The following is a 24,407-nucleotide window of genomic DNA, read 5'->3' on the forward strand; positions in this document are numbered from 1 at the left end:
GGTTCTGCGTTTCGGTGTTTTGTCATGTGTGCACGATTTTTATCGACAGCGGCTTTTTTGGCCGCGTTGTTGTTCAACCTTCCGACTTTTGCGGCCGCTCGTTGTGACGTCAATGTGGCGACCGAACGGGTCGACCTGCCTCAGGTGAGCCTGGCGTACCAGAGCATCGGCCGTGAATCGGACCCGGCACTGCTGCTGGTAATGGGCCTCGGCGGGCAGTTGATTCACTGGCCCGACGAAGTGGTCGTTGCGTTGTGTCAGCAAGGTTTTCGGGTGATTCGCTACGACAACCGCGATGTCGGCCTGTCGACCTGGCGCCAAGCCCCGCTCGAGGCCAACCTGACTTTCGAAGTCCTGCGCTACAAACTCGGCTTGCCGGTTTCGGCCCCGTATTCGTTGACCGACATGGCCGACGATGGCCTGGGCCTGATGGACGCCTTGCACATCGAGCAATTCCACGTGCTGGGCGCAAGCATGGGCGGCATGATCGCTCAGCACATGGCTGCCATGGCACCGCAACGGGTCGAGAGCCTGACCCTGATCATGAGCAGTTCCGGGGCCGAAGGCTTGCCCGCACCGAGTGCGGCGCTGCTGCAATTGCTGGCACGACGTGGTGCGCCGAGCCGGCAAGTGGCCCTGGAGCAACAGGCCGATCTGCTGGCGGCGCTGGGCAGCCCGACGATCAGCGATGATCGCCAGGCTCTCCTCGAACAGGCCGCGCAATCCTATGACCGGGCATTCAATCCCGAAGGCGTGAAGCGGCAGATCATGGCGATCCTGGCCGAACCGAGCCGGGTGGCGTTGCTCAACCAGTTGCGGGTTCCGGCGCTGGTGGTGCACGGCACGGCCGACCCGTTGTTGCCGGTGATGCATGGCGTGCACCTGGCGGCGCATCTGCGGGGCAGCGAATTGAAGTTGATTCCGGGGTTGGCCCACAGGTTTCAAGAGGCATTCAAGGCGCCATTGCTCGCAGCCGTGTTGCCGTATTTACGGGCTCACCGCGAAGACACGTCACACTGGGCACAGATCGATCCAGTGGCCGATCACAACCTCCTCTAACACCAAAGATCAACTGTAGGAGCAAGCTTGCTCGCGATAGCGGTATGTCAGTCGATGATGATGTTGACTGATGTGCCGCCATCGCGAGCAAGCTCGCTCCTACAGGGGAACTGCTGCGTACTCGGAATCCGGGGTGTATCGTGCAGGTTTTCCGGTGCATTTCCAGCGTGCGAGGTGGGTGATGAGTACTGCATTGAAAATCGATTTCGTCAGCGACGTGTCCTGCCCCTGGTGCGTCGTGGGTTTGTATGGGCTGACCAAAGCCTTGCACATCTTGCGTGACGAAGTCCGCGCCGAGATCCGTTTTCAGCCGTTCGAACTGAACCCGAAGATGGGGCCTGAAGGGCAGAACATCACCGAGCACATCAGCGAAAAGTACGGCTCGTCACCCGAGCAATCGAAAAAGAACCGCGAAATGATCCGCGCGCGTGGCGCTGAGTTGGGATTCGCGTTTCGCACCGACGGCAACAGCCGAATCTACAACACGTTCGACGCTCATCGCCTGCTGTACTGGGCGGGGCTCGAAGGCATGCAATTGCAACTCAAGGAAGCGTTGTTCAAAGCGTATTTCACTGATGGCGGCAATCCGTCCGATCCTGAGCAATTGGCGAATATTGCCACCAGTGTGGGACTGAACCACCAGCGCGCCGAAGCGATACTGGCGTGCGACGAATTCGCCCACGAAACCCGCGAGGAAGAACAACTGTGGCTGTCTCGCGGGGTGAGTTCGGTGCCCACCGTTGTGTTCAATGGGCAGTACGCGGTGACGGGCGGGCAACCTGTCGAGAGTTTCGTCAGGGCGATCCGGCAGATCATGGCTGAAGCGAACGGTGGGACGGTCAACTGATGGTTTGCGGTCAAGTCAGCGGGGCGCGCCCCGCTGGTACCGGTTTATAGATCGGCAAAGTGTTTGTTGGCCAGTAACTTGCCAATGTCGCCGCGCCAGATGGATTCAACCTGTGCGCCGCTGTCAGTCTGTGCCTGTTGCCACTTCAATCCCAGATTACGTTGCTGCGGCAGCTTCAAATGGGCTTTGACGAAGTCATCGAATGTCGACTTTGCCGAGTTGTAGTGAAAATGGGCGTACCACAATGGGGTGGGCGAAGGCTGCGTCAGATCGAGCACTTCGTATTCCTGCAGATAGTCGCGAAGACGATTCGTACCACGCCCCAAATCTTTCAGGTCGCCGACCTTGCGAATCTCGATGAGCTTCTGGTCCTTGAGCCCCATTTCAACCAGATAGTCCAGATACTGTTGCGTGGGGGTCTGGCTGTTCATGGTTTGTTTGATGCGCAGGGCACGACCCGCGTCATTCAGCTCCCTGGCCTTGTCGGTCAATCGCGTGATGACAGGGTCTTGTGGCTTCACAGCTTTGATTCGCTCGGCACGTGCACGCAACTGTTCGGCCTCGCTGGTCATCAGGTGCTCAAGATTGATCGGCAGCATGTTCTGTCGGGCATACGCCTCGACCTTGCTGCGATAGGCATCCTGTGAGTCGAGACGATTTGCGGCTTCTGCCAGCCAGGGTTTCACGTTGATCACGGTTGGCGTCTCGGGTGAAGAAACGGTGGGTTGGTAGAGACGGTATTTGCCGTCGGGATGCGGCAGCCATCTTTCTACGGGCCCTTCGATACCTTCAACCTCGAAATGCTTGGGGGCGGTTTCAGACGCCTCCACTTCTTTCCCCATCAGCCACTGGTCGTCCTCGGTCTTGAACAGTTTGCGGGCAGATTTTGTGTTGGAGATTGCCGGGCGTTTTTTGATGGCTCGGCGGGCATACTCTTCCATCTCTGCAAGATAACCGAGAAATATCGCGACCTGTTTGGCGTCCATATACTCGGAATAACCCGTATTCGCCGCCATCAGATGTCGACGAAACTTCGCATACGCCTCAAGGCAATCTTCAAGGATTGCGTTGTGCTGGTTTACATTGCTCACTACGCTGCGCAGATCGGATTGAGTACGCAGGGCGCGTTCGACGTGGTCGCGTGCCTTCAAGTGGTGAACATAAAAAAAGAACCAGGACTCATCACTGACAACATCGTACCGGTTGATGATTCTCACGGCATGTGCCGTTTTAAGGTAGCTGACGGTTGCGGCACGATCAGCGCTGGTCAAGTCTTGCACAACTTTGGTCGTGTCCGTTTTCAATGCCTTGCCGGGTATTTTTTCCTTCCAGACACTAAGGCGTTCGATATACAGGTCTCGTTGCTCGAACTCGAACATGATGAGCTTGCGGATGTCTTTTCGTTTTTGCAGCAGGGCCAGATGTTGGCGGGTTTCGTGGGCGGGGGTGGCGTCCGTGAGTTTAAGGAGGTCACTAATCTCCTCCAGTCGCCAATCAATTCGCGCGAAGGCAAACTGCAATCGGTCTAACGTGCGATCAAAGATGGTTTGCGCGCAGAAGCTTCGGAGCTTTTGGACTTTGGTGTGATTTTCACCACTGGTCAGGGGCAATAGTTCGTTCAATTCCTGGAAGTTCGATTCCGCCAGCTCGATCTGGTCGACGTATTTGCGTTCCAGCGCCGGCTGAAGAGCGCGGCGCGCTTCAGGTTTTTTTGTTTCGTAAACGATGATTTCGGCTTCGATTTCAGTTCTTTGCGTTTGCAGCCGGCGCATGTCCGCGTCCACGGAATTGACCAGCCTCAGTCGATGCCGAAATGTCGCGTCCGTCCACCAACGCGGCAGCCATCGCCGGATCGCGGCGGGCCAGAGCGGGTCGAGGCCCTCGGCCAGATGATGGCCGAGAACCCCGCCACCGCCGAGCCCGCCACCTTCGATCAGCGTGCCATAAACGGCGAAATGCGTATTCCAGTTACCGTTTTCATCAAGGGCGATGGGTTGTTTGTAGCTTCTGCTGCGGCTGCCGCTCAAGCGCCAGAATGGCGGATTGCCGCTCTGCTCAACACGATAGATCCGACCCTGACTGACGATGAAATCGCCGAGTTCATGGCGATACACGTTGCGATACAGGCCGCTGCTGCCAGGGCGAATATTGCTCAGTGAAAGGTCGTGCTCATATTCGTAACCCTGGAAACGTTCTGCGGTGCGCAGGGCCTTTCGTTTCGTAGTGGGGGATAACGTACCGGCCTTCCTCGCCAGCCCTGACAGTTGCCGCTGCCGGGTGAGCGAGCGAGCGGCGGAGGGGGCGGCATTCCCACCCGGCAGTATGTCCATTGCGGCGTCGATCAGTGACAGCAACACCGATTCGAGTTGTGCCAGTCCGTTGCCGACATCACCCCGCAAAAACGCGGCGACGCTCAGGTTGGCGCTGTCCCAGGCGTCATAAAGAGCGATGGAGCTGCCGACGAAGGGCACCATCCCCAGCGCCATTTTCAGATAGTTGAGCATCACACCGGACGCCAGCGCATGGTGTTCCAGCGCCAGCTTCCTGTTGGACCGCGAAGTCGAGCGATGGGCCTCGATCAAACGACCCATGTGCGTATTGAGCAGATGGGCTGCCAACGATGTTGTCACTGGCCAGGCCAGGCCGACCCCGATCAACGCATCGAAATGCCGCAGCACTGACTGGTTGATACGGCTGACATGGCGCGCAAAGTCGCCATGCAAGGTGCGTCCCGCCAGGTATTCGACCATGGACGTCTGCTGGCACAGATTGAACAGGCTGCGCCGGGCATGTTCCAGGCTGGTGTATTGCCTGAGGAGTTGGCCGTCGGGACTGTCGGGCAGATAAAGCAGGGTGAGACCTGAATTCAGTTCATGAATGAAAGTGATACCGGCCAAGCCGGCAGGGCCTTCCTGATGGGTATCCGCACCACCGACGGTCAGGCTCACTGGCAGCAGTGAAATGTTCATGCCATTGATGGCATAGGCTTGGCGACTGTCGGCGTCAATGGCGATGTCGAGTATCTGGCGGCCCTTCGCATTGATCTGTCGTTGTGCGAGGGCGCATTCGCCTTGCAGTTTGAGCATCAGGCGCCAGGGTTCGATCAGGCATTCGCGGCGATAGGCATTGTCGAACGCCGGGGCCGTTGAAGCGCCCATGAACGTACTGAAGATCAGGTCCTCATACTTTTGCGCCAGGTTCAGATCAGGCACGATTTCGCGCAAGTAATGCTGTTTGATGCCGGTCTGCAGAATGTGCCGCTCGATCGGGTCGTCCGCTTGAACCAGAACCTTCATGAAACCCAACCTGTCCCATGTCGATTGGTCGATGTTGTTCAGCACAAACTCGGCGATGGATACGGTGCTGCGGTTCTTGCTGGGAATCAGAATATTCTCCTGAGGAGTGCCTGGTGCCGCGCCGTCGGTGACTACTTTGCGCCAACTGGTCGAATCCGGCAGATCCAGTTTTATCTCGAAGTCACGTTCGAGCGAGAAGTCCTGGCGCAGGCGAGCCGCCATGCGCTTTTCGATGAAGTCCTGGCGATGTGGCAACTCGCGTTCCAGTAACGCCTGAGACCGTTTCATCGCGGCGATGAAAGCCTGGGTCATGGCCTTGAGTCGAACGCGCTGCGCGTCTGTCAGGGTGGATAGCCATTGCGGGCGTTTTTGCGCCAGTACACCGCTGTGATGTTGCTCGACAATCTGGCTGTAGGCCTGGTCTCGGGCCGCATGCGTCGCAACGCACAGGTCGGTGAGAGTTTGTTCTCGTAACTTTTCCATTTGCGCCAGACGGTGCTGAGCGCGGGCGGGTACCGGGTTGTCGGCAATCACCTTGGCCGCCAATTGTTCGCACGCGTAGAGCTGACTTTGCAGGCCTTGCTCGAACGGGTCTGACGTTTGTTCCGAAAGTTGCAGCGCCCGCTCGCTGTCATTGGGCGTGATCTTGAACAGCTCGCGCTCCAGCGCCGACAGTGAAGCAAAACGCTGCAAACCACCGAGCTCACCCGGCCAGTAGAGCAGCAGGCTTTGCGGTGCAGAGGAGGGAATCAGGAGGGAGGGATGGGCGATGAGCAATACACCTTCCAGCTCCCGCGATTGCAGTTGTGTGTTTTCTCCCTCGTGGTTCAGGCAGGTGAGGGCCAGGCTGAAAACCACCACCGGCGCACTACGTTGCGTTTTATCCGAATGATCGAGAATCGCCTGAAGCATCCCGTGCTCCTCGGTGCTGATCTGACTCAACAACAACTGGATGTCCGATTCGGCGCGCAGGCCCGCCAACCGCGCCTGATAAAGGGCGCTGTAATGTTCATTGGGTTTTTGCCGCAATTGGAGCATGCGCAGACCATCCCTGGCATTCAGCAGCCTGGAAGCAGCCGATTGGCTGGCCTGTTCGGCTGCTGCCAGCGCATCGAGCGACTGTTTGAATTTCAGCTGGCGGGGGGCATCTGTGACATTCCACAGGCTGTCTCGAAAAAGGGCTTCTATCGCCGTTCGTTGCCGGGCCAGGCTGAGTCTGCGGATGCTCAAGGGGATATCCGGGTTCAGCAGTCCAAAGAGTGAGATCGTCTCGTCGAGTGGCTCCACCTCGTTACTGTCTGCGAGTGGTGCAGGAGGCGCGCCAGACAAAAGTGTCACCGCCGGGCTCGCAATCAGTTGTTCGACCCCAGCCGTCAATGGCGAATCAGTCAGCGCGGTGTAGTGAACCAACACCTGTTCGTGTTGCGTTGAGACGACGGCAAGGTGCTGATATTGCTGCAGCCAGGTTTCCATCTGGCTGCGCTGTTCAAAAACCGTTAATGCCGGTTGCTGGGCAGGCAAATACAAATACTGGGTGACGGGTTGATCCATGTCGACCGTGATGACGAGTGCACCGGATATTGCGCGAGAATTGTCAGCCCGTTGCAGGGCCAACTGTTCGGCATAGATTGTACGGTCGCCAAGCCTCAGGCCTTCGGTTGGTGGATCGATGATGGCCAGCAGCACGTTCATCTGCTCGACATTCAGACGTCCCTCGGCAAAAGCCAGCTGACAGGCTGCTTCGAAATGCTGGCGGTACAATTCGCTAGCCAGATCCTTTCGCGACACCGCTGTGCCGGGGGCGCGCTCACGCCAGTACGCGTCGATGCGCGGGGGATCGATGTCCGTAGGGCGTTGCGCCACGAGTTCGAGCATGCGTCGGCGACTGTCGTCCAGGCGTTCGCAGGCGATGAGGAACAGGCTGTGGTCGGTGGGAGGCGATTCGAGGGAGGGCAGGAGGTCGAAGTCGACCGGCGCTGGGTGAACGGAGTCAAGCATGATGTGGAGGCTCCAAATGACAGGAAGGCCGGGAAACCCCGGCGTTGCTGTCATTAGAAGAGCGACGCTTTCAGTGCTGGCGGTACATAGTTATGGGGTGTGGATCAATTCATGACGGCCACTGTGGCGTGAATACGGTGCGTTGAGAATCCGCTCGATCAGTGACTCAACCCGTACTTCTTTACCTTGTCGAACAGAGTGGTCTTGGCCATGCCCAGTTCCTGGCTCGCTTGTGTGAGGTTGCCGCCGCTGCGTTGCAAGGCATCGCCGAGCAAATTGCGTTCGAACGCTTCCACCGCTTCGGCGAAAGCCAGGCCATGAGTGCTGCCGCCAGCACCGGGCTTTTTGAACGCCGGCAGGCCCAGGGCAAAACGTTCGGCGACGTTGCGCAGTTCGCGCACGTTGCCCGGCCAGTCGTGGCTCATCAGGTTCGACACGGTCTGGTTGTCCAGCTCCGGTGCGATCCGGTCGAAGCGCAGGGACGACTGCTGCAAGAAATACTCGAACAGTTGCAGGATGTCTTCGCGACGCTCGCGCAGCGGCGGCAGTTCCAGGGTCACCACGTTGAGGCGGTAATACAGATCGCTGCGGAACTCGCCGGCCTTGCTCGATTCGTCGAGGTCGGACTTGGTCGCGGCAATCACTCGGCAATCCACCGCTACGCTCTGGTTCGAGCCGAGGCGTTCGAGGGTGCGCTCCTGCAACACCCGCAGCAATTTGATCTGCAGGGGCAGGGGCATGCTTTCCACTTCGTCGAGGAACAGCGTGCCGCCGTCGGCGTGTTCGATCTTGCCGATCCGCCGTTTGCCGGCGCCGGTGAAGGCGTTGGCTTCGTGGCCGAAAATTTCGCTTTCGAACAGGTTTTCGGGCAATCCGCCGCAGTTCAACGCGACGAACTGTTTGCTGTGGCGGCGACTGAAATCGTGCAGGCAGCGGGCGACCAGTTCTTTGCCGGTGCCGGTTTCGCCTTCGATCAAGACGTTGGCCGAGGTGTCGGCGACGTTGGCGATCAATTCGCGCAGTTTCTGCATGGCCGGTGAACGGCCGATGATCCGGCCTTCAAGGGAATCTCGCTCGGCCAATTGCCGCCGCAGGGACGAGACTTCCCGCGCCAGGCTGCGTTGTTCCAGGGCACGACGGGCCACGTCCACCAGACGTTCCGGAGAAAACGGTTTCTCCATGAAATCGTAGGCGCCTTTCTGCATCGCGCCGACGGCCATGGAAATGTCGCCGTGGCCGGTAATCAGCACCACTGGCAGGCTGCGATCACGCTCCTTGAGCCGGCCGAGCAGTTCCAGACCATCGATGCCCGGCAAGCGAATGTCGCTGATGACGATGCCGGCAAAGTTGTCGCCGACGCGCTCAAGGGCTTCTTCGGCACTGCCCACGCCAATGCAGGGAATGTCTTCCAGGGTCAGCGCCTGTTGGCAGCCGAGCAACACATGGGGGTCGTCTTCGACGATCAATACACTAAGGTCGTTGTTCATATTGGCTTCGCGGGAGTGGGGCTTACCAACGGTAAACTGAGGACGAATGCGGTACCGCCACTGGCCGGGTGCTCGACACCCAGGTGTCCACCGGTGGCGGCGGCCAGGCTCGCCGAAAGGGTCAGGCCAAGGCCCAGGCCTTGTTCGCCGGGTTTGGTGGTGAAAAACGGTTCGAACAGATGCTTGCGCGTTTCGGCGTCGATGCCGTGGCCGTTGTCGCGAACACGCAGGCGGTATTTGCCATCGAATTCTTCACCTTCGAGCCACAGCTCAGGTTGTGGCTGGGCCAGCATGGCATCGAGGGCGTTGCCGATCAGGTTGACCAGAATCTGCTCAAGACGAGTTTGATCGATCCGGACCTGCACCGCTTCGAAATGACGGTGCAGATGGGTGTGTTTCATCCGTCCATCGAGCAATTGCAGTGCCGCGTCAACACCTTTGCCCAGGCAAGCCTGGCCCTTGTCGTCACCGCGTCGCGCAAAGGAGCGCAGGCTCGCGGTGATGCGGCCCATGCGGTCGATCAGTTCATTGATGGTCTTGAGGTTGGTGCTGGCCACGTCCAGTTGCCCGCGCTCGAGGAAGCGCACGGTGTTGCCGGACAGCGTACGCAGCGCCGCCAGCGGCTGGTTCAGTTCATGGGCGATGCTGGTGGACATCTGGCCGATGGCCGCGAGTTTTCCGGCCTGCACCAGTTCATCCTGGGCGTGGCGCAAAGTCTCTTCGGCGTGGCGCCGTTCGCGGATCTGACCCTTGAGCCGTTCGTTGCTGGCGCGCAGGTCGACGGTGCGTTCGGTAATCCGACGCTCCAGTTGATTGTTGGCTTCCTGCAAGGCTTCACGGGCCGCTAAGCGGGTGGCGATCACCTTGCGCCGCTCATTCCAGGCGATCAACAGAAAGGCGAGGAGGGCAAACGCCACCGCCACCAGAATCCCTTGGTTGATCGCTTCGCGGCGCAAATCCTGCAGCGGCGTCAGCAGGGTGAAATTCCACGGCGTGTCGCTCAACGGCCGGGTTTGCGACAGATAGCTGATGTTCTCATCGTCGGACACCAGTTCGCTGTTGGCCGGGAAAGTCAGTTTCTCCACGCCCTCGGACAGGGTTTCCCGGGCCAGCGGTTGCAGTTCGTTGAGCGGGAACCAGTAGTACTGCAGGCTACGGGCCAATTTCTCTTTGGTTTCATCGCTCAGCGGCACCACGGACTTCAAGCGGCGGGCCGGATCGCTGGAGAGAATGATGATGCCGTTCTCGTCACTGACGAAGGCTTCCAGGCGCGCTCGCTGCCAGCGTTCTTCCATGGCTTCGAGGCGAACCTTGACCACGGCGACGCCGATGATCTTGCCGTGTTCTTCCAGGCCATGGGCCAGGTAGTAACCGGGCTCGCCGTTGGTGCTGCCAATGCCGTAAAAGCGTCCTGGCTGACCGCGTATGGCGCTCTGGAAATAGGCACGGAAGGACAGGTCTTCACCCAGATAACTGTCGAAGTCGCGCCAGTTGCTGGTGGCCATGACGCGACCGGTGGTGTCCATGACGTAGATGGCCCGACTGCGGCTGCGCCGGTTCAGGCCCTCGAGGTAATCGTTGACCGTTTGCCGGTGTTCCGGGGTCGGGTCGGCCAGCAACTGCGAAACACTGGTTTCGAGTTCGAGCAGGCTGGGCAGGTAGGTGTATTTGCTGATTTCGCTTTCGACGGCGCGGGCGTGCAGCTCAAGCTGACGCTGGCCGTTTTCGCTGAGGCTGCGGATGCCGTAGCGCTCACTGACCCAGAAGCCGATGTAACCCAATCCGATCATCAGCGCGATGATCAGCGGCGGCAGGAACAGCTGTCGAACAAGACGGGGTTTCACGGCGAGTGATGGCGGCGCTGCGCGATAAAGATTGGGGTCGCATTTCATCACAGATGCCTTGGGTCAACCACCACACAAATCTGCAAGCCACCGCCGACCCTTGTAGGAGCCGGCTTGCTGGCGATGACGATGTCCCGGACATTGATGTCGTCTGGACCACCGCCATCGCCAGCAAGCTGGCTCCTACAGGGAGCGGTGTGTTTCTTAGTGCTGCAGAATTTTGTTGAGGAAGTGCTGTGTACGCTCGGCGCGGTGGCTGATGTCGCCGAAGAACTCCTCTTTCTTGCAGTCTTCGATGATCTTGCCGGCGTCCATGAAGATCACGCGGTCGGCCACTTTGCGGGCGAAGCCCATTTCGTGGGTCACGCACATCATGGTCATGCCTTCGTGGGCCAGTTGCACCATCACGTCCAGCACTTCGTTGACCATTTCCGGGTCGAGCGCCGAGGTCGGTTCGTCGAACAGCATGACGATCGGGTCCATCGCCAGCGCACGGGCAATCGCCACACGCTGTTGTTGACCGCCGGACAGTTGGCCCGGGTGCTTGTGGGCGTGGGCCGACAGACCGACGCGCTCGAGCAGTTGCAGGCCTTTCTTGGTGGCTTCTTCCTTGCTACGGCCCAACACCTTGATCTGCGCGATGGTCAGGTTCTCGGTGATGGTCAGGTGCGGGAACAGCTCGAAATGCTGGAACACCATGCCCACGCGCGAACGCAGTTTCGGCAGGTTGGTCTTCGGGTCGGCAATGGATGTGCCGTCGACCACGATGTCACCTTTCTGGAACGGTTCCAGCGCGTTGACGCACTTGATCAGGGTCGATTTGCCGGAACCGGATGGCCCGCATACCACGATCACTTCACCTTTTTTGACCTCGGTGCTGCAATCAGTCAGTACCTGGAAGTCCCCATACCACTTGTTGATGCTTTTGATAGAGATCATACGGCGAACCTTTTTTGCAGACGCTTGACCAGCAGCGAGGCGGAAAAGCTGATGATGAAGTACACGAGACCCGCGAAAATCAGGAACTCATTGGAGCGGCCAATGATGTCGCCACTGGCGCGCGAAGCATTGAGGAAGTCCACCAGGCCGACGGCGTAGACCAGCGAGGTGTCCTGAAACAGGATGATGCTCTGTTGCAGCAACAGCGGTGTCATCTTGCGGAACGCTTGCGGCAGGATGATCAGGCGCATCATCTGGCCGTACGTCATGCCCAGCGCCTGGGCAGCGCCCATCTGACCCTTGGGTATCGACTGCACACCGGCACGGACGATTTCGCAGAAGTACGCCGCTTCGAACATCATGAACGCCACGATGCAGGAGGCGAACGCGCCGATCGGCGTGTCTTCGCCAGTGATCCAGCGCAGCACGAACGGTACCGCCAGGTAGAACCAGGTGATCACCAGCAGCAACGGGATCGAGCGGAAGTAGTTAACGTAGGCGCCGGCCAGGTTCGACAGCAGTTTGTTGTGCGACAGACGGCACAGCGCCAGGATAGTGCCGAGGATGATCCCGCCGATCACGCCCATGACCATCAGCTTGAGGGTCATGACCATGCCGTTCCACAGACCCGGCAGGGACGGGATGATGCCCGAGAAGTCGAATTCCATCATTTACCCCCTACGGAAATCAGGCCCGGTACGGCGACTTTCTTCTCGACCAGACGCATCAGCAACATCAGGCTCATGTTCAGGGTGAAGTAGATCAGCGTGGCCAGGGTGAAGGCTTCGAACAGGTTGGCGGAGAACTCGGCGGTCTGTTTGGTTTGCGCGAGCAATTCCATCAAACCGATCAGCGAGGCCACGGAGGTGTTCTTGAAGACGTTCAGGAATTCCGAGGTGAGTGGCGGAATGATGATCCGGTAGGCCTGGGGCAGCAGCACGTTCCAGTAGATCTGTGGCAGCTTGAAACCCATGGCGCGGGCCGCGGATTCCTGGCCTTTTGGCAGCGCCTGGATACCGGTGCGCACCTGTTCGCAAACGCGGGCGGTAGTGAACAGGCCCAGGCACACGACGACGCTGAGGAAGGCCGAGGTGGTCGGGTTCAGATCCTGCTTGTACCACTCTTGCAAGTCGGCCGGCAGCAGGTCAGGTACCAGGAAGTACCAGATGAACAGCTGAACCAGCAGCGGCACGTTACGGAAGAGTTCGACGTAGCAGGTGGCGATGCCCGATACGATGCGGTTCGGCACGGTACGCATGACGCCCAGGATCGAACCCAGTGTCAGGGCGATGATCCAGGCCGCGATGGCGATGCCGATGGTCCACGCCAGACCGGTCACGTACCAGTCGAGATAGGTCTCGCTGCCCACGCCGGTGGACTTGAAGAACACGCCCCAGTCCCAGTTGTAATTCATTAGGGTCTCCCCTCAGATCGATCGATATACAAATGCCCGCTTGGGGAAGCTCCGTTCCCGCCTGAACCTTGAAGATCAGGCACACACGATCGGCTCGACAGCCACCGGTCCGAGTGTTTCCAGAAATGCCAGCAGGGAGTGACAACCTCCTGAAAGGACGCAGGCCCTCTCAGGAGATAAGGTTAGTCAGAAATCAGGACTTCTTGTCGTCAGCCGCTTTATCAGTCGGATTGGCGATAAGGGCCTTGAGCTCGTCGCTCATCGGGAAGTTCAGGTTCAGGCCTTTTGGCGGGATTGGCTGCATGAACCATTTTTCGTAGATCTTGTTGATCTCGCCCGATGCGTAGGTGGCCTTGATGGCGTCATCCACAGCCTTTTTGAACGGCTCGTCGCCTTTGCGCACCATGCAGCCGTAGATTTCGTACGACTGTGGCGTGCCGGTCACGGCCCAGTCACTGGCTTTCTTGGCCTTGGCCGCTTCACCGGCCAGCAGGGCGTCGTCCATCATGAAGGCCACGGCACGGCCGGTTTCCAGCATCTGGAAGGACTCGCCATGGTCTTTGGCGGAGATGACGTTCATGCCCATCTGCTTGTCGGCATTCATCGCCTTGAGGATGCGCTCGGACGTGGTGCCAGCGGTGGTCACGACGTTCTTGCCTTTCAGGTCGTCGAAATCCTTGTACTTGGAGTCTGCCTTGGACAGCAGACGGGTACCGATTTCGAAGATGCCGACGGAGAAGTCAACTTGCTGCTGACGCTCGACGTTGTTGGTGGTGGAACCGCACTCGAGGTCCACGGTGCCGTTCTGCACCAGCGGGATACGGGTTTGCGAAGTCACCAGGTTGTATTTGACCTGGAGGTTGGGCATGTCCAGGTCTTTTTTGATGGCTTCGACGACTTTCAGCTGGATGTCGTGGGAGTAGCCGACCGGTTTGCCGGAAGCGTCTGCAATGTAGGAAAACGGAATGGAAGCGTCGCGATGGCCCAGGGTGATGGTGCCGGACTCTTTGATCTTCTTCAGGGTGCCGGTGAGTTCGGCGGCGAAAACTGGCGTGCTGATCAGAGCGGCAGCAATGGCTGCGCCCAGGATATGGGGAACGATGCGCATCAAATTTTCCTCGACATTGTTTTTTTTATGGAGCCAGTTCACCGGCCCTTTTGTGCTGCAGCTACCTGAGCGCTATTGAGTGTGTGCGCAAAGGTCATTCATCGAAGAAGTGTAGAGCATGACTCGTGCCAGACCAGTCTGAAATGGTCAAAGCATTGATTAATAAGGAAATTAAATTTTTATGGCGCTGATATTCCGATTGAAAGATCCGGTTAACCGAACCGACCGGCAGGTCGCGTTCGGAAAACCGAATGGTGAGCTTGTAATGCATTGCTTTTCGTAGGAGCCGGCTTGCTGGCGATAGCGCTCTCGAGGTCGCCATCGTCGGAACGCCGCCCGCAGCAAGCCGGCTCCTACGGGGTGACAGTCACGGATATTTGCGTTTGTCCGGCGCTGGCGGGAAGTACTGGTACAACCAGGTTTCACTTAACGTGCGGTCATTGGTACGGATGAACAGACGCAGCTCGACGGGCTCGACGCTGTCGTTGGTCGGGTACCAGTCAAACAGGATGCGGTAGCCCTTGATGTCGTCGAGTTTCAGAATGCTGAAATCCTTGACCTCGCCGTTCGAGCAGGTCACGACCGGCTCGATGCCCGTCCCTTCCGGCAGGCGGTCCAGGCCGCCGCCGTTGAAGTCCACGGCAAAGCGTCGCGCCCAGACCGGCGGATAGTGTTCGCCCGGCGCCCAGCCCTCGGTGAAACCGCCCATCCCCGAACGGGTCGCCTGCACCCGCGCCAGTGGCGTGCTGACCGGCGGCAATGCGCTCCAGTAGAGCTTGTAGCCGTAGTTCAGCGAATCGCCGGCGGCCACCGGTTTTTTCGGTGTCCAGAAGGCGACGATGTTGTCCATGGTTTCGCCGGTCGTTGGAATTTCCAGCAGGTCGATCGAGCCTTCGCCCCACGCGGTGGTGGGCTCGACCCACAGGCTCGGGCGGCGGCTGTACCAGTCGACCGTGTCCTGATAGCTGGCGAATTCGTGATCGGTCTGCACCAGGCCGAAGCCTTTCGGGTCTTTGTCGGCGAAAGCGTTGAACTGCAACGTGGCCGGGTTGTTCAGCGGGCGGCAGATCCACTCGCCGTTGCCGCGCCACATGGCCAGTCGATCCGAGTCGTGGATTTGCGGGTGAATGGTGTCGCACATCCGGCGCTCGTGGGTGCCGCAGCTGAACATGCTGGTCATCGGCGCGATGCCCAGTTGATCGATGGCGGTACGCGCATTGACGTGGGCGTCGACCTCCATCACCACGCGTTCAGCCTGGCAATCGATATCAAAGCGATAGGCGCCGGTGGCGCTCGGCGAGTCGAGCAGGGCGTAGACCACGAAGCGGGTGCTGTTCTTGTCCGGGGTTTCGAACCAGAACTTGGTGAAGTCGGGGAATTCTTCACGCTTCTTGGCGTAAGTGTCGATGGCCAGGCCACGAGCCGACAGGCCATATTGGCCAGTGGCGTCCACCGCACGGAAATAGCTGGCGCCGAGGAAGGACACCACATCGTGCTTGTCCAGTTCCGGGGCCTTGAACAGTTTGAAACCCGAGAAACCCAAGTCACCCTTGAGCTGCGCGGTATCGACCGTGGTGTTTTCATAGTTGAACAGCGAAGGACGGAAATGCACCTCGCGGGCCATCCGGGTTTTCGGGTCGACGCTGTACATGCGCACCGGTTGCTTGAAACCCATGCCGACGTGGAAGAACTGCACGTCCAGTTGGCCCTTGAGGTCCTTCCACAACGAATGATTGCCGTCGTAGCGGATCGCATTGAAGTTCTGCGGGGTCATGGTCGCCAGCGTCGGCGGCAGCACCTGTTTGGTGTCCTGATAGCGATTGCTGGCCAGTTGCTTGGCCTGCACTTTCAGCGCTTCGAAATCAAAGGCCCTGGCCTCGCCATCGGCGGTGTCAGACGCGGCCCAGGCCCGGGCGGCCAGCAGACCGGTGGCCGAAAGACCGGTGTAAGCCGCAATGGCCATGGACGCTTTGAGCAAATTCCTGCGATGCATAAATACAACCTGTCGTGAACAATCCCGCGCCGTTCCTGGCACGTGCTGGATCAGAAATATCGGTTCGGACATGCCTTCGGCCAAACACAACGGACTTTTAAACAGATGCCCAACAGCTTAAACCGTTCGATTGCAGAGCAAAATTGATTGATGGCAAGACGCTGGCGCTGGAATGAAACAAGAAGTGTCGGGAAAGATTTCCGACAGCGTCTTCTGAATTACAGGGCATTTCTGCTTTTTTCGACTAATTACTCTAAAAACCACTTTTCAGCGCCCGGATTATTTCTATCCTGTGTACATGACCGGTTTATGCCCTTCGGGCCGGTGCGGTTCAGTTGGCACGAGGCGCTGCTGAAAAAGGGTGAGGGCGATGCGGTTTCTGAAGTTTTCTTTGACGTAGAGAAGGACATCGTCCATGTCGAAAGTACAAGGCATCACTGAAATGTTGGGAATCTTTCCGTGCCTGGCCATGGGACGACGAAGGCGCCGATTGAATTCCGAAGAGCTGAAACTGGTGGAGCGCTATCGGGAACTGTCGGAAAGCGACCGGATCGCGATGAGGTATCTGGTGGATGCGATGAGGAGTGTTTCGCGGTTTTGAAAAGGAGGGGCATTCAGTCGCAGCAAAGTTGTCGCGGCTGGGTGCTTTTTTACCAATCTTGCGAGCGCTCCATTCGCTGATGCAGCACTCGCAAAACTTGAATTTGCCCATGGGTAAATCGGTATGGGGCAATGAAGGGATAACGATCTAGTACCAGCTCTCGCACATCGGGCATGACGGAAGGTCTGCCTGAACCGGGAAACAGTTCCAGTTGTTGGAACGACTGCAAGATCGTCGAGATGATCTTTATGGCGGACTCCGCGCCAACAGACGCTCGGTAGTGCTCATGAATATTGTCGAGGTCGCTTTCAGCTTTTTCCGTCAGTACTACTTTCGGCACGTTTTTCCCACTTAGCCTTCACGGCGTCCAGATCGGTGAGTTTTCCAGCATCGGCATCGGCGATACCCTCGCAGATGGCTTGTAGATGCCAGGACTCGGCTTCCACATATCGAACCAGTGCACGTTTGAGATGATATTGACGGTCGCGATCAGTGGCTGCGGCCAGTTGATCTAACTGTTGAGCCAGAAGCTCTTCCACGCGAAAAGATAAAACGGGCGAGGCCATAGCGGCTTTCCTCAATGTGTATACGCTGTAAACTACGTAAACACCCTAGGTTGTGCCGTGATGTTCGTCAACCCTCACCACGTGCTTGGGTAGAAGACACTCTAGCCAGTGATACCGCAGTGGACGTAGGGGAAATGTTGCGAGTGATTGCCTTGTAAGCAGATTGTCCTGGCATTGAGGCAGACGCAGTTATCGACTCGCCTTTCATTTCACATCTCTCCGGATGCTGCAATGCTGTGGTCATACGGCAAACGGGGCAGGCTGTGGCGTCTGCCCCGTGGTCATTAACGACTCAAGCCTCAGCGGCAGGTGCCTGCAACCGGATAGGGACGTTGCACCTGCATCAACTCAGGCATGTCGCGCCATTTGACCCAGGCGTGATGTTGGTAATGCAGCAAGGGCACTGAAACTCCAGCCCAATTCAGGGAACTCAGGCTTGGCAGGTTTTCCACAGGCGCTGATTTCGCATCACGTAGCGAGGGGATGACTTCGTTGCTCAGCCATTGGCGCAGGTTGCGGTTTTCCGGGACGAAGTGGTGAACCAGCAGGGCGTACATGCCTGACTCACTGATCATCAGTGCTTCGACCGTTTTGCCGTCCTTGCGCAGCCAGACGCTGCGACGCTGGTCGGGGTCGAGTTTCAAGGTGAGGCGTTCATTGAGCGGTTTGCCCATCAGGCGACCAAGGTCCTGGGCGCAGAACCAGGCTTGGTTGTCTTGCATGAAGGCGTGGAGGAAACGGTTGTGGCGGGTAAAGACGGTGGGAGTGAAATAAGGAAGGGGCGAGTCTTGAAAGTGCATTGGCATGGCGTGATTTTCCGTTTTGACTTGGAAAGTCGCCCCCAACCCTTCGACGGGTTGGGTGGCGGACCGAGTGGCGTTCGAAGTCGGGACACTTCCAGGTCAAAACGGAAGCCGAAAGGCCCGCGCCACACGGCCCGCCATAATGCAGAACTGAAGGCATAAAGCAGCCACAGTCCTATGGGGGCACACGAGCACCGTTTTGACTTGTTCCGGCTTCGACTCCGGGCCGCTGATTTGGCAGCGACGGAACAAAGCCTATCGGTCAGGCACTCGCGGCGCCAAGTCTACTCTGGCGACGCGTGTCGTAGGAATCGAGGGTTTTTCAGGAAGGTTGCATCTGTAGGAATTTCCTGTTTTTGCACTTGCTACAGAGAAGCGGCACCTGAGGTGCAGTTTTTCAGTTAGTTATTCGAATATTGGGAATACGTAATCCTACGATCAGCGGCGGTTACAGAGGTGACGGGGCCTTGGGGGCGCCGCCCGGATCGGTGGTTATTGTTTTGTTTTCTTTGGGGTGGAGCCTGGTGGTGCGTACTGCCGGTTTCTGCCTTGAAACCGAGGTGACCCCTATCGCTGGCAAGCCAGCTCCTACAGGTTTTGTGTGAGTCAGGAACGACGCGGACGTGTAGGAGCCGGCTTGCTGGCGATGCTTTTTCTTAGTGCTTGAACATCACATGCCGAACGACGGTGTAGTCCTCCAGCCCATACATGGACATGTCCTTGCCGTAGCCGGACAATTTCTGACCGCCGTGGGGCATTTCGCTGACCAGCATGAAGTGCGTATTCACCCAGGTGCAGCCGTACTGCAAACGGGCGGATAGGCGATGGGCGCGGCCGACGTCGGCGGTCCACACGGAAGAGGCGAGGCCGTAGTCCGAATCGTTGGCCCAGCCCAGCACTTGTGCTTCATCGGTGAATTTGGTGACCGACACCACCGGCCCGAACACTTCGCGACGGACGATTTCGTCGTCCTGTTGCGCGTCGGCCAGCACGGTCGGTTCGAAGAAGAATCCATTGCCCTCAACCGCTTTGCCGCCAGTGATCAAACGAATGTGCGGCTGAGCGATGGCGCGCTCGACGAAACCGGCCACGCGGTCGCGGTGTTGCGCGGTGATCAGTGGGCCGAGTTCGGTGGACGGGTCATCCTGCAAGCCGTACTTGATGCTGCTGACGGCCGCGCCAAGCTTCTCGACGAATTTCTCGTAGATGCCTTCCTGGGCATAGATGCGGCAAGCAGCGGTGCAGTCTTGCCCGGCGTTGTAGAACCCGAAGGTGCGGATGCCTTCGACGGCGGCGTCGATGTCGGCGTCGTCGAAGATGATCACCGGGGCTTTGCCGCCCAGTTCCATGTGCATGCGTTTAACGGTGTCGGCGGTGCTGGAAATGATGTTCGAACCGGTGGCAATCGAACCGGTCAGCGATACCATGCGTACTTTCGGGTGAGTGACCAGTGGGCTGCCGACGGTAGGACCACGGCCGAACACCAGGTTGAGCACGCCGGCCGGGAAAATCTCCGACGCCAGTTCGGCCAGACGCAGGGCGGTCAGCGGGGTTTGTTCCGACGGCTTGAGCACCACGGTATTACCGGCGGCGAGGGCCGGGGCGATTTTCCAGGCGACCATCATCAACGGGTAGTTCCACGGCGCGATGGAAGCGATCACGCCCACCGGATCGCGGCGGATCATCGAGGTGTGACCGGGCAGGTACTCGCCACCGGCCGAACCGCTCATGCAACGGCTGGCGCCGGCGAAGAAACGGAACACGTCGGCAATCGCCGGGATCTCGTCGTTCAGCGCAGCACTGTAAGGCTTGCCGCAGTTGTCCGATTCCAGTTTGGCCAACTCTTCGCTGTGGGCTTCGATGACGTCGGCGAGTTTGAGCAGCAGCAGCGAACGCTCTTTCGGCGGGGTTTGCGACCAACTGTCGAATGCGGCGTCGGCGGCGCGTACGGCGGCATCGACCTGGGCTTCGCTGGCTTCGTTGATTTCCACCAGCACACGACCCAGCGCGGGGTTGAACACCGCTTGGGCGGGGCCTTCGCCGTTGAGCAGTTGGCCGTTGATCAAGAGTTTGGTTTGCATGGCATGTGTCCTCTTACAGACGATTGTTTTTTTCTGTGGAAGCCGGTTCTCCTGTAGGAGCTGGCTTGCCAGCGATGGCGTCATCAGATCCAGCATCTAAGCCGGTTGACCTACCGCTATCGCCAGCAAGCCGGCTCCTACAAGGTTTTTTTCCACAGTTGGAAAAGGTTGTCGGTTACTTGCCGCCGCTGCCCGCAACGCTTTCGCCGCCACGGGTCAGGTAATAGGCGCCAAGGATCGGCAGCATGGTCACTATCATCACCAGCATCGCCACGACGTTGGTCACCGGCACGTCCCGTGGGCGGCTGAGCTGGTTGAGCAGCCACAGCGGCAGGGTGCGTTCATGGCCGGCAGTGAAGGTGGTGACGATGATTTCGTCGAACGACAGCGCAAACGCGAGCATGCCGCCGGCCAGCAACGCCGAGCCGAGGTTCGGCAGGATGATGTAGCGGAAGGTCTGCCAACCGTCGGCGCCGAGGTCCATCGAGGCCTCGATCAAACTGTGGGAAGTGCGACGCAAGCGGGCGATGACGTTGTTGTAGACGATCACCACACAGAAGGTCGCGTGGCCGACGATGATGGTGAACATCCCCGGCTCGATCCCCAGTGTTTTGAACGTCGCCAGCAACGCGATACCGGTGATGATCCCCGGCAGCGCAATCGGCAGGATCAGCATCAGCGAGATGCCTTGCTTGCCGAAGAAGTCGCGGCGATACAATGCCGCCGAAGCCAACGTGCCGAGCACCATGGCGATCAGCGTGGCAATCGAGGCAATCTGCAACGACAGCTTGATCGCTTCCAGCACGTCCGGCCGCGAGAACGCCACGCCGATCCACTTCCAAGTGAAGCCCTTGGGCGGAAAGCTGAACGCTGCATCTTCGGTATTGAAGGCGTACAGGAAGATGATCAGGATCGGGAAGTGCAGAAACACCAGCCCGCCCCAAGCGGCGATTTTCAGACCCAGTGAAGCCTTTTCAGAGTGCATCGAAGGCCCCCAGACGTTTGACGATGGACAGGTAAATGGCGATCAGCACGATCGGCACCAGAGTGAAGGCGGCCGCCATTGGCATGTTGCCGATGGCGCCTTGCTGGGCGTACACCATGCTGCCGACGAAGTAGCCGGGCGGGCCCACCAGTTGCGGCACGATGAAATCGCCCAGGGTCAGCGAAAACGTGAAGATCGAACCGGCGGCAATGCCCGGGATCGACAGCGGCAGAATCACTTGCATGAAGGTCTGGCGCGGCTTGGCGCCGAGGTCGGCGGAGGCTTGCAGCAGCGATGGCGGCAGACGTTCCAGCGAGGCCTGGATCGGCAGGATCATGAACGGCAGCCAGATGTAGACAAACACCATGAAGCGGCCCAGGTGCGAGGTCGACAAGGTGCTGCCGCCCACGCCCGGAATGCCCAGCACGAATTGCAAAACCGGCTCCAGCCCCAGGTGCTGCACGAACCACTGCGCCACGCCGCCCTTGGCCAGCAGCAACGTCCAGGCGTAGGCCTTGACGATGTAACTGGCCCACATCGGCATCATCACGGCGATGTAGAAAAACGCCTTGGTCTTGCCGGTGGTGTAACGCGCCATGTAGTAGGCAATCGGGAACGCGACGATGGCGCTGGCAATCGACACGACAATCGCCATGCCCAAGGTGCGCAGGATGATGTCGAAGTTCGACGGCTGGAACAGCGCGGCGAAGTTCGCCAGCGTCAGGTCCGGCGTGACCGCCATGGTGAAGTCATCGAAGGTGTAGAAACCTTGCCAGAGCAAAGTCAGCAATGAGCCCAGGTAGATCGCGCCGAACCACAGCAACGGCGGCACCAGCAGCATCGACAGGTACAGGTTCGGCCGGCGATACAACAGGTTGGAAAACCTGCGCAGTGGCGAGCCGCCCGAGGGGGATTGAGAAACAGCCAAGGTGTTCATGTCACACCCCGCCGACAACGGTGTCGTGCAACTGGACCATCGCTTCACGCGCCCAGCGTGCGCTGAGTCGTTGCCCGGTCTGGTGCTGCGCGCTGGTATCCAGCCACTGGTTGTTGGCCTGGCTGATGTTCAGGGTCTGGCCGTTTTCCAGTTTTAGTTCATAGCGCGTGGCGCTGCCCTGGTACTGGATGTCGTGCAGCAAACCGCTGACTTCGATTTCGTGGCTGGCCAGCGGACCCTCGGCGAAACGCACGTGTTCCGGACGAATCGAGAACGGCTGCGGATTGCCACTGAGCTGCTTGGCCAGGTCACCGCGAATCACGTTGGAGGTTCCGACGAACTCTGCCACGAAGGTAGTCGCCGGTTTCATGTACAGGTTGCGCGGGGTGTCGACCTGTTCGATGCGACCCTTGTTGAACACCGCCACACGGTCGGACATCGACAGCGCTTCGGTCTGGTCGTGGGTGACGAAGATGAAGGTGATGCCGAGCTGGCGTTGCAGCTTCTTCAATTCGCTTTGCATTTGCTCGCGCAGCTTCAGGTCCAGCGCGCCGAGCGGTTCGTCGAGCAGCAAAACCCGTGGACGATTAACCAAGGCACGGGCCAGGGCCACACGCTGGCGCTGGCCGCCGGAGAGCTGTACCGGCTTGCGGTCGCCGTAGCCGCCGAGGGCAACCATGTCGAGGGCTTCTTCGGCTCGTTTCAGACGTTCAGCTTTGCCCACGCCTTTGACTTTCAGGCCGTAGGCGACGTTGTCGCGAACGTTCATGTGCGGGAACAGCGCGTAATCCTGGAACACGGTGTTCACGTCGCGCTGGTACGGCGGCAGGCCGGCGGCCTCTTCGCCATGAATACGGATGGAACCTGCGCTCGGTTGCTCAAACCCGGCGATCAGGCGCAAGCAGGTGGTTTTGCCCGAGCCGGAAGGCCCCAGCATGGAGAAGAACTCGCCGTCCTGGATGTCGATGGAAACCCGGTCTACGGCTTTCACTTCGCCGAATAGACGGGAAACGTTAGTGAATTGGACTGCAAGCGTCATGGTGCGGTGCTCCAAAAAGGCGAGGGCTGTCGCAGCGGCCCTGCCTGGACTTCTGAAAAATCTGAATCGGTAGAGAAGAGCGCTTCGCGCTCTATCGCTGGCAAGCCAGCTCCTACAGGGGTACGTGGACTGTGTAGGAGCCGGCTTGCTGGCGATAAGGTCCGAAGGACCTTCAGGCGTTAACGACCGCCCATGATCGCGATGTAATCCTGGGTCCAGCGGCTGTACGGCACGAACTTGCCGCCTTCAGCCTGCGGGGTTTTCCAGAAGGCGATCTTGTCGAACTGATCGAAACCGTTGGTCTTGCAGCCTTCGGCGCCGAGCAGTTCACTGCCCTTGCACGCTGCCGGCACCGCTGGCAACGAACCGAACCACGCCGCTACGTCGCCCTGGACTTTCGGTTGCAGCGACCAGTCCATCCACTTGTAGGCGCAGTTCGGGTGCTTGGCTTCGGCGTGCAGCATGGTGGTGTCGGCCCATCCGGTGGCGCCTTCTTTCGGGATGGTCGAAGCGATCGGCTGCTTCTCGTTCATCAGGCCGTTGACCTGATAAGGCCAGGCACCGGAGGCGACTACGCCTTCGTTCTTGAAGTCGCTCATTTGCACGGTGGTGTCATGCCAGTAGCGGTGGATCAGCGGCTGCTGGGCGCGCAACAGATCGAGCACGGCCTTGTACTGTGCCTCGGTCAGTTCGTAGGGGTTCTGGATACCCAGTTCCGGTTTGGTTGACTTGAGATACAGCGCCGCGTCGGCGATGTAGATCGGGCCGTCATAGGCCTGCACACGACCCTTGTTCGGCTTGCCGTCCGGCAGGTTTTCCGCGTTGAACAACACACCCCAGGTGGTAGGCGGGGTCTTGAATACGTTGGTGTTGTACATCAGCACGTTCGGGCCCCACTGATACGGGGTGCCATAGGTTTGATTGTTGACCACGTACCACGGCGCATCCTTGAGGCGAGGGTCGAGGCTCTTCCAGTTCGGGATCAGCGCGGTGTTGATCGGCTGCACACGCTTGCCGACGATCAGGCGCAGGGACGCGTCGCCGGATGCCGTCACCAGGTCGTACCCACCCTTGGCCATCAGGCTGACCATTTCATCGGAAGTGGCGGCGGTTTTCACATTGACCTTGCAGCCGGTTTCCTTCTCGAAACCGGTGACCCAGTCGTAGGCCTTGTCGCTCTCGCCACGTTCGATGTAGCCGGGCCACGCCACAATATCCAGCTGACCTTCGCCGGCGCCGACCGCTTTGAGCGGCTCGGCGGCCTGGACACTGACGCTGGCCAGCAGCGCGGTGGTGATTGCACTGAGCAGTGCGGTCTTGTGCACGAACATGGGGTATCCCTCTTCTTTAAATTATGGTCGGGGCAGTTTTTGAACGTGGTTTTCAACGTCGTAAACAAGATCCTGCAGG

The 24,407-nt window shown here is 59.0% G+C and carries 19 protein-coding genes; 3 read left to right on the plus strand and 16 right to left on the minus strand.

Translation table 11 applies throughout. The annotated features are described in order from the left end of the window. Positions 1–24 precede the first annotated feature (24 nt). Positions 25–1,059: an alpha/beta hydrolase gene (locus CKW19_RS15665; protein WP_095058657.1), complete on the plus strand. Its 1,035-nt coding sequence runs from the start codon at positions 25–27 to the stop codon at positions 1,057–1,059. Between the two features lie 181 nt (positions 1,060–1,240). Further along, complete coding sequence (locus CKW19_RS15670; RefSeq protein WP_095058658.1) at positions 1,241–1,906, plus strand: DsbA family oxidoreductase; 666 nt, start codon at positions 1,241–1,243, stop codon at positions 1,904–1,906. 44 nt (positions 1,907–1,950) lie between these two features. On the opposite strand, the gene CKW19_RS15675 is transcribed toward CKW19_RS15670, so the two are convergent. The 8 genes from CKW19_RS15675 to CKW19_RS15710 form a co-directional block, all read right to left on the minus strand. Continuing rightward, positions 1,951–7,200, minus strand: coding sequence for a dermonecrotic toxin domain-containing protein (locus tag CKW19_RS15675; protein ID WP_095058659.1), 5,250 nt, complete (start codon positions 7,198–7,200; stop codon positions 1,951–1,953). Positions 7,201–7,358: 158 nt separating this feature from the next. Next, positions 7,359–8,687 carry a sigma-54 dependent transcriptional regulator gene (locus CKW19_RS15680; protein ID WP_095058660.1) on the minus strand — a complete coding sequence of 443 codons (1,329 nt, stop codon included), beginning with the start codon at positions 8,685–8,687 and terminating at the stop codon, positions 7,359–7,361. Then, positions 8,684–10,579, minus strand: a complete 1,896-nt coding sequence (locus CKW19_RS15685) for a sensor histidine kinase (RefSeq protein ID WP_095058661.1) — start codon at positions 10,577–10,579, stop codon at positions 8,684–8,686. The genes CKW19_RS15680 and CKW19_RS15685 overlap by 4 nt, the downstream gene beginning before the upstream one ends. Positions 10,580–10,735: 156 nt before the next feature. After that, positions 10,736–11,470, minus strand: a complete 735-nt coding sequence (locus tag CKW19_RS15690) for an amino acid ABC transporter ATP-binding protein (RefSeq protein WP_007975082.1) — start codon at positions 11,468–11,470, stop codon at positions 10,736–10,738. Continuing rightward, positions 11,467–12,138 carry an amino acid ABC transporter permease gene (locus CKW19_RS15695; protein WP_095058662.1) on the minus strand — a complete coding sequence of 224 codons (672 nt, stop codon included), beginning with the start codon at positions 12,136–12,138 and terminating at the stop codon, positions 11,467–11,469. Before CKW19_RS15695 ends, CKW19_RS15690 begins: the two co-directional genes overlap by 4 nt. Beyond that, a complete protein-coding gene (locus CKW19_RS15700) occupies positions 12,138–12,884 on the minus strand; it encodes an amino acid ABC transporter permease (protein WP_053162189.1) in 747 nt (248 codons plus the stop codon). Before CKW19_RS15700 ends, CKW19_RS15695 begins: the two co-directional genes overlap by 1 nt. A gap of 193 nt (positions 12,885–13,077) precedes the next feature. Further along, complete coding sequence (locus tag CKW19_RS15705; RefSeq protein WP_095058663.1) at positions 13,078–13,992, minus strand: glutamate/aspartate ABC transporter substrate-binding protein; 915 nt, start codon at positions 13,990–13,992, stop codon at positions 13,078–13,080. Between the two features lie 367 nt (positions 13,993–14,359). After that, positions 14,360–15,985, minus strand: a complete 1,626-nt coding sequence (locus tag CKW19_RS15710) for a glucan biosynthesis protein D (protein WP_095058664.1) — start codon at positions 15,983–15,985, stop codon at positions 14,360–14,362. A 415-nt stretch (positions 15,986–16,400) separates the two neighbouring features. Here CKW19_RS15710 and CKW19_RS15715 point away from each other — a divergent pair, with 415 nt between their 5' ends. Further along, entirely contained in the window at positions 16,401–16,586 is a 186-nt protein-coding gene (locus CKW19_RS15715) for a hypothetical protein (RefSeq protein ID WP_095058665.1), read from the plus strand. Between the two features lie 49 nt (positions 16,587–16,635). Here the strand turns inward: CKW19_RS15715 and CKW19_RS15720 are convergent, their stop codons facing one another. The 8 genes from CKW19_RS15720 to ydcS form a co-directional block, all read right to left on the minus strand. Then, on the minus strand, positions 16,636–16,926 hold the full coding sequence (locus CKW19_RS15720) for a type II toxin-antitoxin system RelE/ParE family toxin (protein ID WP_095058666.1): 291 nt from the start codon (positions 16,924–16,926) through the stop codon (positions 16,636–16,638). Continuing rightward, positions 16,895–17,152 (minus strand): CopG family ribbon-helix-helix protein, encoded by a 258-nt coding sequence (locus CKW19_RS15725; RefSeq protein ID WP_095058667.1) that lies wholly within the window; start codon positions 17,150–17,152, stop codon positions 16,895–16,897. Before CKW19_RS15725 ends, CKW19_RS15720 begins: the two co-directional genes overlap by 32 nt. Positions 17,153–17,451: 299 nt before the next feature. Further along, complete coding sequence (locus CKW19_RS15730; RefSeq protein WP_095058668.1) at positions 17,452–17,958, minus strand: Bro-N domain-containing protein; 507 nt, start codon at positions 17,956–17,958, stop codon at positions 17,452–17,454. Positions 17,959–18,611: 653 nt separating this feature from the next. After that, a complete protein-coding gene (locus CKW19_RS15735) occupies positions 18,612–20,036 on the minus strand; it encodes a gamma-aminobutyraldehyde dehydrogenase (RefSeq protein WP_095058669.1) in 1,425 nt (474 codons plus the stop codon). A 175-nt stretch (positions 20,037–20,211) separates the two neighbouring features. Next, entirely contained in the window at positions 20,212–21,021 is an 810-nt protein-coding gene (locus CKW19_RS15740; RefSeq protein WP_095058670.1) for an ABC transporter permease, read from the minus strand. Continuing rightward, positions 21,011–21,958 (minus strand): ABC transporter permease, encoded by a 948-nt coding sequence (locus CKW19_RS15745; protein ID WP_053162175.1) that lies wholly within the window; start codon positions 21,956–21,958, stop codon positions 21,011–21,013. Before CKW19_RS15745 ends, CKW19_RS15740 begins: the two co-directional genes overlap by 11 nt. Position 21,959: 1 nt before the next feature. Beyond that, on the minus strand, positions 21,960–22,997 hold the full coding sequence (locus CKW19_RS15750; protein WP_095058671.1) for an ABC transporter ATP-binding protein: 1,038 nt from the start codon (positions 22,995–22,997) through the stop codon (positions 21,960–21,962). Positions 22,998–23,176: 179 nt separating this feature from the next. Next, a complete protein-coding gene (gene ydcS, locus CKW19_RS15755; protein ID WP_095058672.1) occupies positions 23,177–24,328 on the minus strand; it encodes a putative ABC transporter substrate-binding protein YdcS in 1,152 nt (383 codons plus the stop codon). Between the last annotated feature and the right edge of the window lie 79 nt (positions 24,329–24,407).

This window comes from Pseudomonas sp. Irchel s3f7 (genome assembly GCF_900187615.1).
GTDB lineage: Bacteria > Pseudomonadota > Gammaproteobacteria > Pseudomonadales > Pseudomonadaceae > Aquipseudomonas.